This window comes from Sphingobacterium composti, assembly GCF_009829075.1.
GTDB classification, from domain to species: domain Bacteria; phylum Bacteroidota; class Bacteroidia; order Sphingobacteriales; family Sphingobacteriaceae; genus Sphingobacterium; species Sphingobacterium composti.
The window spans coordinates 76,065-88,532 of the sequence record NZ_WUQZ01000007.1 but is presented as its reverse complement, the minus strand read 5'-3'; the positions used below and the strand labels follow the sequence as shown (position 1 = coordinate 88,532).

At 35.4% G+C, this 12,468-nt stretch carries 11 protein-coding genes; 6 read left to right on the top strand and 5 right to left on the bottom strand.

Features of this window, described 5'->3' with window-relative positions:
* Positions 1-43: 43 nt before the first annotated feature.
* From GOQ17_RS06885 to GOQ17_RS16575, 4 genes are read left to right on the top strand one after another with little or no spacing between them, the layout of a single operon-like run.
* Complete coding sequence (locus tag GOQ17_RS06885) at positions 44-1,144, top strand: DUF4876 domain-containing protein (protein ID WP_236537086.1); 1,101 nt, start codon at positions 44-46, stop codon at positions 1,142-1,144.
* Positions 1,145-1,146: 2 nt separating this feature from the next.
* Entirely contained in the window at positions 1,147-2,712 is a 1,566-nt protein-coding gene (locus tag GOQ17_RS06880) for a DUF6850 family outer membrane beta-barrel protein (RefSeq protein ID WP_159636550.1), read from the top strand.
* A 51-nt stretch (positions 2,713-2,763) separates the two neighbouring features.
* The gene (locus GOQ17_RS06875) at positions 2,764-4,974 is read left to right on the top strand and encodes a HEAT repeat domain-containing protein (RefSeq protein ID WP_236537085.1); all 2,211 of its coding nucleotides are present in this window, start codon (positions 2,764-2,766) and stop codon (positions 4,972-4,974) included.
* A gap of 47 nt (positions 4,975-5,021) precedes the next feature.
* Positions 5,022-5,807, top strand: coding sequence for a group II intron maturase-specific domain-containing protein (locus tag GOQ17_RS16575; protein WP_159636548.1), 786 nt, complete (start codon positions 5,022-5,024; stop codon positions 5,805-5,807).
* Here the strand turns inward: GOQ17_RS16575 and GOQ17_RS06865 are convergent.
* From GOQ17_RS06865 to xseA, 3 genes are all read right to left on the bottom strand, one after another.
* Positions 5,787-6,410 (bottom strand): hypothetical protein, encoded by a 624-nt coding sequence (locus tag GOQ17_RS06865; protein WP_159636547.1) that lies wholly within the window; start codon positions 6,408-6,410, stop codon positions 5,787-5,789. The genes GOQ17_RS16575 and GOQ17_RS06865 overlap by 21 nt on opposite strands.
* 102 nt (positions 6,411-6,512) lie before the next feature.
* Positions 6,513-6,746 carry an exodeoxyribonuclease VII small subunit gene (xseB, locus tag GOQ17_RS06860; RefSeq protein ID WP_159636546.1) on the bottom strand — a complete coding sequence of 78 codons (234 nt, stop codon included), beginning with the start codon at positions 6,744-6,746 and terminating at the stop codon, positions 6,513-6,515.
* A 2-nt stretch (positions 6,747-6,748) separates the two neighbouring features.
* A complete protein-coding gene (xseA, locus tag GOQ17_RS06855) occupies positions 6,749-8,008 on the bottom strand; it encodes an exodeoxyribonuclease VII large subunit (protein ID WP_159636545.1) in 1,260 nt (419 codons plus the stop codon).
* A 116-nt stretch (positions 8,009-8,124) separates the two neighbouring features.
* Between xseA and GOQ17_RS06850 the strand changes: the two genes are divergently transcribed.
* Together GOQ17_RS06850 and GOQ17_RS06845 are read left to right on the top strand one after the other, a co-directional pair.
* Positions 8,125-9,861, top strand: a complete 1,737-nt coding sequence (locus GOQ17_RS06850) for a serine hydrolase domain-containing protein (protein ID WP_159636544.1) — start codon at positions 8,125-8,127, stop codon at positions 9,859-9,861.
* Positions 9,861-11,021 (top strand): dipeptidase, encoded by a 1,161-nt coding sequence (locus tag GOQ17_RS06845; RefSeq protein WP_159636543.1) that lies wholly within the window; start codon positions 9,861-9,863, stop codon positions 11,019-11,021. Before GOQ17_RS06850 ends, GOQ17_RS06845 begins: the two co-directional genes overlap by 1 nt.
* A 160-nt stretch (positions 11,022-11,181) precedes the next feature.
* Here the strand turns inward: GOQ17_RS06845 and GOQ17_RS06840 are convergent, their stop codons facing one another.
* Positions 11,182-11,826, bottom strand: coding sequence for a DUF8845 family protein (locus GOQ17_RS06840; RefSeq protein WP_159636542.1), 645 nt, complete (start codon positions 11,824-11,826; stop codon positions 11,182-11,184).
* Positions 11,823-12,332: an RNA polymerase sigma factor gene (locus tag GOQ17_RS06835; RefSeq protein WP_159636541.1), complete on the bottom strand. Its 510-nt coding sequence runs from the start codon at positions 12,330-12,332 to the stop codon at positions 11,823-11,825. Before GOQ17_RS06835 ends, GOQ17_RS06840 begins: the two co-directional genes overlap by 4 nt.
* Positions 12,333-12,468 lie beyond the last annotated feature (136 nt).

The window sequence follows — 12,468 nt, the reverse complement described above, 5'->3', positions numbered from 1 at the left end:
CATAGTTAGTAGTTGTCGCAAAGACTTTAAGGAAATAACAACAGTGGATGTCGTATTTCAATTAGAGTTTCCCGATAATTATATTCCTGGCTCTGTACCTCAAGATATTACAATACAACTTAAAAATAATATCACGGGAGATGTAAAGACTATGACATCAGATGCTGATGGTCGTGTAGCAGCTTCGGTTTTACCAGGTACTTATTCATTGATTGCATCTAAATCATACTCCGCTGAGGAAGCTCTTCTTCTGACTGGATATGAGCAAGAATCTTTTGTCAATGCAAATGTTACACCCGTCGTTATTACTGAAAATAAATCGGTCAATGTAAAATTGAGCGGTAGTAAAACTGGAGATTTGGTGATTCGTGAATATTATTACTCAGGTGTGCCATCTGCGTATTTTTATGATTTATTCATCGAAATATACAATAACTCCAATCAGTCTATACGTGTGGATAGTCTATATATGGGCAATACAAAAACAGCTTCTGCTGCTGCCTATGGCTTCATAGGTGACAACCAAGATTCTGTTTATTTATCTCATGTATGGATGGTGCCTTATGAAGGGCAAGCTCGATATTTAGAACCAGGCGAATCTCTGGTATTGGCTATGGATGGAATCAATCACAAGTCCGATCCTAATGGCAACCCTAATTCTCCTGTGAATCTTGGTCCGGGTGTCGCAGATTATGAAACGTATTGGCCTTATACAAATAGAGATACAGATGAACCAGATGTACCAAATTTAATTCATGCGTATGCAAGTGGAACAGCAGGATTTGACTGGTTGCCTGGAGTAGCTGGTTGCGGTTTAGTAATCTTCAATTCAGCTAATTTTGAAGAACTTCCTGTGCGACGTGAGCCTGGTGTGACTTCTGCAACATTATACAAGGCTGTCCCAGTTACGGATATAATAGATGGGGTAGAGACTGTGGGATCAGCAGCTATTACTGCAGCAAGCAAGAGATTGCCAATCATGATAGACGCTGGAATGATTACTGTAGGAGCAAATTACAGCGGAAAATCGGTCCGTAGAAAAGTCAAATCTGTGATAAATGGTAGAACAATATTCGTAGACACGAATAATTCATCCAATGATTTTGAAGTGAACAATTCACCTTCACCTCGTAAATGGAATTAAGAATGATACATAAAAATATAATTTGGAGTCTTTTGGCAGTGTCGAGTGTCGGTTTAGCACAAGCGCAATACTCATTTGATTTCGATAAAATAAAATTAACTGATGTAGGTCTGTCAAGTTCGAATGCTGCATTATTGGTAACGAATGATGTACAAAATGTTGGTGAATCAAATCTTTATTATAATAGCGTAAAAGGGACATTTAAGCATCCATTAATAGCAGAAAAAAGTGATTTTGGAGGATTTGCTACAGCACGATATCAACGCATTAATAATTGGAAATTGTATGGTAAGTTTGATTTATCATTCGGTAAGGACAAAGATGTAAAACATACAACACAGTTGAATCCATTACGATTAAATCCATATATTATAGCTGATTCTCTAGCTGGTGATTGGAACAAACAACACTATAATGTTGAAGGAAAAATTTCTTCTCCGATTGTACGTGAACAATTTGTGTTTGGTATTGGACTTAAATATAATGTAGCCACAGGAGCAAGACAACGTGATCCACGACCATTAAATACAAGTAATACTGTTGTATTAACGCCATCAATGACTTATTTGATTAATGAAATTAATGCTATTGGGCTAAACGTTTTATATAGTCATTTTGTAGAAGATTTTTCTTTAGAAAATAAAAACACAACGACTGTTCATAATTTATATAAACTTATAGGTGTTGGCGAGTACATCGGCAGTTCTCCTCTTTTTATATCTTCTGGTTCATTAACAAGAAGATACACAGGAAATCAGTATGGAGGTGCGCTACAGTATGTGTATAAGGGAGAAGGGAATCGTCTTTTTCTAGAGGGTTTTATCCAAGGTAATAAAGAAAATGCTATAGATGGCACAATATATCCTCAACAGGCTGGTCAACATGCATACTTACATTATGGTTTGAATGCCGAATCGAAATTTGGTAGCCAAGGTCATCTACATGCTGTTAAGGCTTCGTGGAATCAATATGATATTGAAAACACGGAGTTTCATCAATATCAAGACGCAACTTCCAAAGCATATATTACCTTGTTTTCTGAGAAATTTAACACCAATTTAGTTACCAATTCATCATTGAATTATTCATTTATTAATAGCAAAAATGATGAATTAAGCTGGGTACTCGGTGCTGGTGTATCATATATGGGCTGGGACAATAAATATGCTCTAAACGAAAGTCAGCAAACTGTAGATAGGCTAAGCTATAAAATTGATTTTAAGAAATACTTCAATTTTAAGAATATGAGTGCTTTGAAACTAGAGCTTACGCCATTTTTTAGTAAAGCATTCAACTCCGCATTCCTATATGATGAGAAGAGTTATTCTAGCAATTTTGTCGCAAATAACATATTATATCCAACAAATGCTTACCTAGGTGCGGATTACTTTGGATTAGGGGCCAATATACAGTATAACTTTAAAAAGTCTTCTAAAAACAATACGCAGTTATATATAAAATTGGCTGAAAACTATTCTAAACTAACAAGTGACAATACTTCCTTGTATTTTAATTCGGGCTCAGACCGAGTAGAGTGGCAATTTTCCTTGGGTTTATTGACATTTTAAGTAGATTATAATCACATTAATTATATAATTTTGGCATTACATATGAAAAACATGAGATTGATACTAGGAGCATTATTCCTAGTTGGAAGTTTGCAGTCATTTGCCCAACAGGTAGAAAAACCTACTATAAAATCAAAAACTACATTTGCTATTGTTGTCGATGATAAAACGTATAAAGCAGCTGAAACTGAGCTAAAAGCTTATAGACAAGTTGTCGAGAAAGATGGCTTAGGAACATATATAATCACAGATAATTGGACGTCGCCAGAGAAAATTAGGGAAACACTACATAAATTGTATCTGGACAAATCTTCACCTTTAGAAGGTGTTGTTCTAGTGGGTAATATTCCCGTGCCTATGATTCGTGATGCGCAGTATTTGACATCAGCATTTAAAATGAATCAACGTTTTCGATGGGATAGCTCTTCAGTTCCTTCTGACCGTTATTACGATGATTTTGATTTACAATTCGATTATTTGAAACAAGATACTGCCAAAGGTCGTGAATCCTATCATTATTATAGCTTAAAAGCTGAATCTCCTCAATTTATTGATATGGACATTTATTCCGCACGTATCAAACCGCCCGTTGTTGATGGTGAGGATATGACGCTGAAAATTAAGACATATCTATCTAAAATTGTCAAATTGAGATCACAATCATTCCCTCTAGATGATATGATTGTTTCAGTAGGTCATGGATATAATTCAAATTCTGTTAACTCCGTAATGGGAGAAGCAATTGCTTTGAAAACACAATTTCCCAACTTGTTTCAGCCTGGTGGATCTATTAAGTTTCTTAATTTCCGTTCAGCTGAATTTATCAAGTTTAATTTGCTTTCTGAATTAAAGCGTGATGGAATTGATTTTGCCTATATGACTGGACATGGTACCGCTAGAATGCAATTATTGAGTGGGTACCCTAATGTGTCAAGTCCACAGCCTTCTATGCAAAATGTAGCTCGTTATATACGAAGTAAAATGCGTGCGGCAAAAGAAGATGGTCGTGATCTGGAAGTCGTAAAGGAAGGGTTTCAAAAGTCTTTGGGATTGTCGGACAAATGGTTTGAAGATTCATTTGATCAAGCATCTATTGAGGCGGATTCAATCTATAATATCAATATGGATGTACAGATGAGTGATATCAAGAATGCAAATATACAAGCTAAATTAGTTTACCTAAATTCTTGTTTAACTGGTTCATTTCACTTGGACAATTATATCGCGGGATATTATCCTTTTTCTGATAATCAGAATATTGCTGCGGTAGCTAATTCGATTGGGGTATTACAAGACCTATATCCGAGTGAATTGATGGGATTATTGGGACAAGGATACCGTGTAGGTAATTGGTTAAAGCATATTGCATATTTAGAAACTCATATTTTAGGTGATCCGACATTTTATTTTGCATCAAATAGAGCGAAAGAATTAAATGAAGCCACTGTATTGAATAAAAAATCTTCTTACTGGAAGTCTTTATTAAAAGAGAATGACGCGAGTTTACAAGCATTGGCTCTGGATAAATTGACACAATTATTGTCTGAAAAAGAAGTTTCACCAATATTGAAGTCATATTATTTCAATTCTGCTTTTGAATCTACGCGTATGCAAGCGTTTCAACTGTTGAGTCAATTCGAAAATCAAGATTATATTGATGTATTGCACGCTGCTAAAAATGATTCATATGAATATATTCGTCGTCGTGCTATTTATGATTTGACAGATTTTGGGTCTAATGAATTTGTGAAGGATTTAATTCAATTTTATGTGTCGGATCCGCATTCTGAACGCGTAGCTTACCGTATACGTTGGGCTTTACAATTTATGGATCCAACGGAAGCCAAAAGGCAAATTAATGAAGTGATCAGACAAAATAACTCTTTGTTTGGGGGTAAAGATTTGGCAGATAAATTGGATAAAGATGTTGAATATTATCAAAAGAAAACAGAGGAATTGAACCAGAACTTAACAGATAAGTCTGTAGTCGAAAAGGAACGTCTGTCTGCTATCAACTCCTTACGTTTGTATAGAAATCACAATGTAATTCCAAATGTTATTAAGTTGGCAAAAGATAATTCAGAATCAGAGGCTCTTCGTGTTGCAGGATTGGAAGCGATGGGATGGTTTACCTTATCGTATCAAAGAGATGAAATAGTGAAAGCCTGTGATGATATTCTGAAATCACAATCATCGGAGGCTATTAAGAAAGAAGCTTTGAAAACAAAAAATAGAATCAAAGGAAATTCACATAAGATTTAAGACATATACCATAAACAAATAAACCCGTCAGAATATGACGGGTTTATTTGTTTATAGATAAACTAGATAAGGAACTGGAAAGCCGTGGTCACCGTTTTGTTCGCTATGCAGACGACTGTAGTATTTATGTTAGAAGTAAACGTGCTGGGGATCGTGTAATGGAAAGCATTAGTAAGTACATTGAAAAGGAACTAAAACTGAAAGTAAATTTAGAAAAGAGTGTTGTTACTCGTCCTTGGCGCACGCGGTTACTTGGGTTTACGTTTTACCATAAGAAGGGCAGCAAAGGCATTAGTGTACACGGTAAAAGTATTAGTATCTACAAGGATACAATCCGTAAGATTACTAGTCGCAGAAGCCCTGTGTCTATGGGGAAACGGATGATACAAATCCGACGATTGAACCAAGGATGGGGTAGTTACTTCAAGTTAAGTGAATCGCGAAGCATATTTGAAATCCTAGACGAGTGGACACGTAGCCGTGTTAGACTCTGCTACTGGAGCCAATGGAAACGGATCAAGACCCGTGTGAAGGAGCTTAAGAAACTAGGGGTGACTTCTAACAAAGCTTATCAATGGGGTAATACCCGTAAAGGTCCGTGGCGAACGGTAAATAGCCCAATCTTGAAACGAACGCTTACCAATGCATTCTTAAAGAAAGAAGGACTACTATATCTTACCGATATAATAGTCCCCCAAAAAAAACTGTTAATGTTTAATGAACCGCCGTATGCCGAACGGCACGTACGGTGGTGTGAGGGGTCAGGTAATCAAATAATGATTACCTTCCTACTCTATGTATCTAATGATATTTTAATGTTTGTGTGCTTCTAAAGGGGGAGTAATCATGATATGCGCTTTGTAAGTTCCTTCGTCCATTAGCCATGGCATGCCAAGGTTATTGTGTTTGTTCGAAAGACCTAAATCAGCCGCTTTAGCAAAAGGAACATAAATCACATATCTGCGTTTAGCATCTTTGATTTCGCCTGTCTCTGGGTTTACATCTTTAGCTTCTCCCCAGTAGCCGTAAAGTGTAGTTGGTTGTTGCGGAATAAAAAGTTTACCTTCTTTGAATTCTTGTTCACGAATTTTATCTCTTTCTTTGCGTTTACCTTCAGCGATTAATTCTCTACCACGAGCCATCAAAGGCTCCAAACTTTCTGGATAGCAATAAGCATAATAAACCGACATTTTATAATTAGGTGCCAAACAGATATAGCCATTTGTACCTTCTCTTAGTGTTACAAACTCACCTTCACTATTATAGCCGTAAACTTTAGCACTATCTCTAAATTCTACTGGTGCTGCTTGTACAGCCATCTTAATTTGCAATTCTGCAGTAGGAACAGTTCTTCTCTTCGCTTCTACAGGTTCTTTCTGTGCATTGGATTGCAATATGACAAGCGCCAATACAAGTAAACTGAATATGTTTTTCATGTCTAGTGTAATTTTCTAATTTAATAAAGCAAAGCAAATATAATTTGAATATTTTACAATATGTGAAGCAAATTCGATCGGAATTCCTTGTTGAATGTAAAATTACTCTTCTTCGTCGGTTGAAAGAGTATCCTCTGTCTCAACGTTAAGTTGCATTAATAATCTGTCTACTTCTTCTTCTGATGCCACAAGTTTAGCTTTACATACCGCAATGAGTTCTGAAGCTCTTTTGATTTTTGAAGCAAGGTCATCTACATTGATTTCGCCAGTTTCGATATCCGTTACGATTTGTTGCAATTCGTTGAATGCGTCTATATAGGTGTAGTTTGATTCCATGATTATTTATTTTTTGAAGTTACCTGACTCGTGATTGTGCCATCTACTAAAATTGTTTCGACGATATCGCCTACTTTCACATCTTGTATTGAATTTACTGCTTTACCATTTAATCGGGTTATTGAGAATCCTCTTTTCAAAAGTTGAGAAGGATCTGCCATTTTTATTAAGCGTAATATGTTTGCCAATTCACCATACTGCTCCTTGAGGTATTGTCTGCTGAATAGTTGAAGTCGCTGTGTTTGAATTTGAATATTATGTTTTTCTGACTGCAGCTTATTCTTACTATTCCAAGAAAGCGATAGAGCAAGGTCTTGAAGTTTCAACTTTTCTGTTTCAAATTTTCCTTTTGACAAGGAAATCAATTGATTTTGTAATTGGTCAAGAGGGATGGCGAAATTGTGAAACTTTTGAATTAAAAAATCTGCTAATTCACTTGGAGTAATAGCATTTTTGTACGCTACCATTTCACTGACAGTTTCATTAGTCGAGTGTCCAATTCCTGTCAAAACTGGAATCGGAAATATTGTGATTGCTTTAGCTAAATTGTAATTGTTATACGAGGAAAGACCAACTTCGCCGCCGCCACCACGGATAATGGCTACGGCATCATACGCTTTTGTTCTTTCGGCGATAACAGCTAGTTGTTTGATGATAGAAGGTATAGATTTATCTCCCTGCAATAGTGCTGGATATAAAGTTGTCTCAATTTTATATCCCCACGGATTGTTGTTTATTATTTTATAAAAATCAGAAAGACCTTTACTTGTTTCTACAGAAATGATGGCTAATCGTTTTGGGATTACGGGGAAAGGTAATGATTTATTCGCATAAAAGAGTCCTTCTAGTTGAAGTCTTTCAATACTTTCTTTTTTCTCCCGTTCTAATTCGCCCAAGACAAAGGTTGGATCAATATCGACTATGCGCAAACTCAATCCATGCAACGGATCGTAGGATATACCCGCTTGAAATAAAATCGTGATGCCATCACGAAGAGGTTCATTCAACAATTTAATAAATGAATTATTGACTCTTTCGAAGTCGGATTTCCAGAGGATGGAACGAATCTCCGCCACAATTTTGCCCTCTTTTTTTTCGACCAATTCTGGATAACAATGTCCTGAATGCTTATAATGATTCAGTTTATTCATCTCGGCTTTGATCCAATACAAACTTTTATAGCGATCTGCTAATGTTTTTTGTATGCTCTTGGTCACTTCCAATAGCGAAAAAATGGTCTTATCGTTGGCTTTTTCTGGCATAAATCAAATATAAGTTAATTAAAATTTTCGAAAAAAAGAAATGAATATGTTACTAAATCTTATTGCGGTTTTATGCGTTTTATTATTACATTTACGTTAGAAACCTTGATACTATAATGAAAATAAAATTCAAACTACCTAGCCTCTTATTATGTTTTCTTGTTCTTTCAACTGGAGTACAAGCGCAGTATAAACAAACTATTCCTAATAAAACTCAACTTTTATTCAATAAAAATCAAACCATACCTTTTGGTAAATTGGATGAGTTGAAAATTGCTATTGCTGTATCAGACAAAACAAAATATCATACTTTTATAGAGCAGGCAGAGCGTTATGCGGACATTTCTGTAATTGACTTTAATCAATTGAATGAGCAGGGCAAGTTAGCAAATACGATTATCGTAGTAGGTACAGCATCTGAGCTGGCATACACCAATGTTGCTTTGTTGAATCAAGCTGTTTCGAATAATAAAAATCTGGTATTGTGTCGATTTTTAGATTCTGAATCGAGTAGACTTCAAACTACATCGCTATTTGGAGGGAAGTTGACGGAGTTAATTTATCCAGTATTCAATGATGAGGCTCAACGTAATTTGGCGATGAGTTTATTTGGTGGATTAGCGATTACAGAAGGTAACACGAAATTGAAAACCGTTCAAACACGTCTTCAATATTCTCAAGGAGCTGGCTCTGGATTGAATTTGTCAAAGATGACACAAAAAATTGATGCAATTGCAGCTGAAGCTATTCGCGAACAAGCAACTCCTGGATTGGTGGTCATGGCTGTTAAAAATGGACAGGTTATTTTTGAAAAGGCCTATGGTAACCACACCTATGAAGCAAAACAAAAAACAACGGTCAATGATATTTTTGATTTGGCATCGATAAGCAAAATTGCAGGTACAACTCCTGTCATAATGAAATTGCAAGAGACTAAGGCCATCCATTTGGATAGCACAATGGGACGTTATTTGTGGGATGTGCGTTCTACGAATAAAAAGGATATTACATTAAGAACGGTGCTCCTCCATGAGGCTGGATTTACACCTTATATACCTTTCTATAGAAATCTAAAAGCTGGTGATGTACAGCGTTTTCCATCAGCTACACATCAAGTGCAGTTGGCAGATAGTTCCTACTTGAAAAACAACTATTATGAGGAAGTAATGTGGCCGCAAATGATGAATTCGGCTGTCAAACCAACAGGCAATTATGTGTATTCGGACATCAGTATGTACGTAATGAAAGAAGTGGCGGAGCATATCACGAGCATTCCTATGGATGAGTATGTACAGCAGATCTTGTATAGACCTATTGGGATGAAAACTGCGGGTTATAATCCGCGTACGCGTTTTGATAAATCTCGTATTGTTCCTACGGAACATGATACGGCATTCAGAAAAGTATTATTAGAAGGTTTTGTACACGATCAGGGAGCTGCAATGGCAGGTGGTGTGGCTGGACATGCAGGTTTATTTGCCTCCGCAAATGATCTGGCAATATATGGGCAATTGTTACTAAATCGAGGAGAATACGGTGGTGCGCAATACTTCAAAGGAAATACAGTAGATCTGTTTACATCGAATCAATCCAAAACAAGTAGACGAGGGTTAGGATTCGACCGTTTCGATCCAGATCCTAAAAAAGAATATCCATCTAAACTGGCTAATGCATCTGTATATGGACATACTGGCTATACCGGTACATGTATTTGGATTGATCCAAAGCATCAGTTGATTTATATCTTTTTGTCTAATCGTGTGCATCCACAAGTATCTACGAAATTGCTGAATCTGAATATTCGTAGTCGTATTCAAGATGCTATATACGAAACCATCAACGAAGCGAAATAATGAAAAAGTATTTAGTCATTAATTTCTTAGCAATGTGTTCTTTTGTACACATGGTCAAAGCTCAGGAAGATTATAAAATGATTCACAAGGATATTATCGTGGTTGATGGACACAATGATGTGATTATTTCTAGCATTCTTGATGGACATGATATTTCAAATAGACTCACAACTGGACATACTGATATTCCTCGTTTGATAGAGGGTGGGGTTGATGTTCAAGTTTTTGCAGTTTGGTCTGATGACAAAAAATGGAAAACCAATGCTTTCAAGCATGCCAATGATCAGATTGATGCTTTAGAAAAAGTTATTAAGAAGAATAAGGGCAAAATTGCTATTGCTAAATCTGTCGATGAGATATACAAACTCCAAAAGAAGGGTAAAATCGCTGCGGTTATAGGTATCGAAGGAGGTAATATGATCGAGGAGAGTATACCTTATCTGGTGAAGCTTCACAAACGTGGAGCGAAATATTTAACATTGACCTGGAACTATAATTTGTCTTGGGCTACAGCAGCTTCACTAGAAGATGGTAAACCTACTAATGAGCAACGAGGCCTTTCTGAAAAAGGGCGAGAGATCATCCGTAAAATGAATGAACTAGGAATGATGGTTGATCTATCTCATGTTAGTAAGAAAACATTTTATGATGTATTGGAGGTTTCTACAAAGCCTATCCTAGTTTCTCATAGTAATGCAGCAGCTTTAACTCCCCACTCACGAAATTTAGATGATGCACAATTGGCAGCTCTTAAAGAGAATAAAGGGGTGGTAGGTGTAAACTTTTATTCAGGATTTTTGGATACAGCTTTTGAATCTAGAATTCATCAACTTTATGATAACCATTTTGGTAAGCCAACAGAAAAAATGTCTGCTTCTAGAAAGTATCACAAACTACCTAAAGAATTGAAGTTTCAGGCTGATGCAAAATTGGATTTATTATTAGATCATATTGATTATTTGGTTAGCAAAGTCGGTATAGATCACGTTGCCATTGGATCCGATTACGACGGGATTGAGTCTACACCGCAGTATTTAGAAGATGTTTCTAAACTTCCGATATTGACAAAGTCATTGTTAGAAAGAGGTTATCAAAAGGACGATACAGCTAAGATAATGGGTCTTAATTTTCTTCGTATAATGAAAGAAAATGAAGAATAATTGATGCTTTCTAATTTGAGTATAAATTTGTTCTGAATATAAGTACATTACAAATAGATTCTAGTTCGCATCTTTTATTAGGTCTTGGCACTTATTTATAAATTGAAAAGAGTAGAAATTTAATCATGTTGTTAAATTTCTACTCTTTTGATTTATTGTGTTATTCTCCAGCTTCTATAGCAACTAATTCTTCGTAATTTTTATTGAGTTTTTTTAATAGAAAACCGTAAATAATTTTGTAGTATAATTTAAATATAAATCTTGCCAATAAAATTGTTAGGCTAGTAAATATTATAGCAGTTAATAGACCAAAAATCAAAATACCCAAATAAGTCCAACCATGAGTAAGGAAATCATCCCCAAAATATTTTCCATTACTTCCAACTAGCTTTTCTATTGATTGAATAATCATAAGAAATGTATAGAAAAGTAAATTATAGCTGATATATAGTTCTGCATTATTTCTAACTGCAGCAATGTTTTCTAATAAAAGCTTTGTGTTATTTATGCTTTTTATCTTTCTAAATAAGGTGAAAAACTTATAAATGAAATAAATGGGAATACTATATCCAATTATATCAATTAGTACCTGTTTAATCTTAAAGTATATGTTAGGATTATGTTTTGTTGGAAAAGCAACATTTAATAATATTCCAAGTAATAACTCCAAACAGCATATAATAAATATCCATTTTACAATAGAAGAAGAGCTTTTATGCAACATGCCGAGAATATCTTCTTTCTTAAATTTTATATAATCTTGGTCTTTTTGCCAATGTGTTTTTAATAAATCTAATTCGTTCATTTATTACCTCCTTGTTGTGCAATTATGTTTTTAATTTTTGTTTTGATACGGTTCATTTTTACGCGGGCATTGACCTCTGATATCCCCAATGTCTCCGCGATTTCTGCGTAATCTTTATCTTCCAGATACATGTAAATCAGTGCTTTTTCGATGTCGCTCAACTGTTTCACTGCTTTGTAAATCTGTTGAAGTTGCTGCTCTTCTTCCGAATTATAATCTTCGTATGTGATGTTTTCTAAAGAAATATCCCAATTCACGGTTGTTATCCTATGCTTTGAACTTCTATAGAGTGATATTGCTGTATTCAGCCCTATGCGGTAAGCCCATGTGGTAAACTTTGCTTCTCCCTTGAAGTTTGGATAAGCTTTCCATATTTGGATAACCATCTCTTGAAATAGATCTTTATGTGAATCAATATCATACGTGTAGAGTTTGCAGATTTTATGCAGGATGTTTTGGTGTTGTTCCAAGAGTCTTGCAAATTCTATTTCGTTGTTTTTGTTCATAATTGCTTATATGTCGAAAATAGGGAGATATTGTTACAACTGGCATTTAATTTTTTTTAATTGAATAATAAATGTGCTCTAAATAAGCAAACCCCTCGACTTATCATCGAGGGGTTTGCTTTAGGAAAAAGAAATT

Bases quoted from the DNA above. Each gene is read 5' to 3' on its own strand.
- GOQ17_RS06880 (WP_159636550.1), top strand. From the start codon at position 1,147: ATGATACATAAAAATATAATTTGGAGTCTTTTGGCAGTGTCGAGTGTC.
- GOQ17_RS06875 (WP_236537085.1), top strand. From the start codon at position 2,764: ATGAGATTGATACTAGGAGCATTATTCCTAGTTGGAAGTTTGCAGTCA.
- GOQ17_RS06865 (WP_159636547.1), bottom strand. From the start codon at position 6,410: ATGAAAAACATATTCAGTTTACTTGTATTGGCGCTTGTCATATTGCAA.
- xseB (WP_159636546.1), bottom strand. From the start codon at position 6,746: ATGGAATCAAACTACACCTATATAGACGCATTCAACGAATTGCAACAA.
- xseA (WP_159636545.1), bottom strand. From the start codon at position 8,008: ATGCCAGAAAAAGCCAACGATAAGACCATTTTTTCGCTATTGGAAGTG.
- GOQ17_RS06850 (WP_159636544.1), top strand. From the start codon at position 8,125: ATGAAAATAAAATTCAAACTACCTAGCCTCTTATTATGTTTTCTTGTT.
- GOQ17_RS06845 (WP_159636543.1), top strand. From the start codon at position 9,861: ATGAAAAAGTATTTAGTCATTAATTTCTTAGCAATGTGTTCTTTTGTA.
- GOQ17_RS06840 (WP_159636542.1), bottom strand. From the start codon at position 11,826: ATGAACGAATTAGATTTATTAAAAACACATTGGCAAAAAGACCAAGAT.
- GOQ17_RS06835 (WP_159636541.1), bottom strand. From the start codon at position 12,332: ATGAACAAAAACAACGAAATAGAATTTGCAAGACTCTTGGAACAACAC.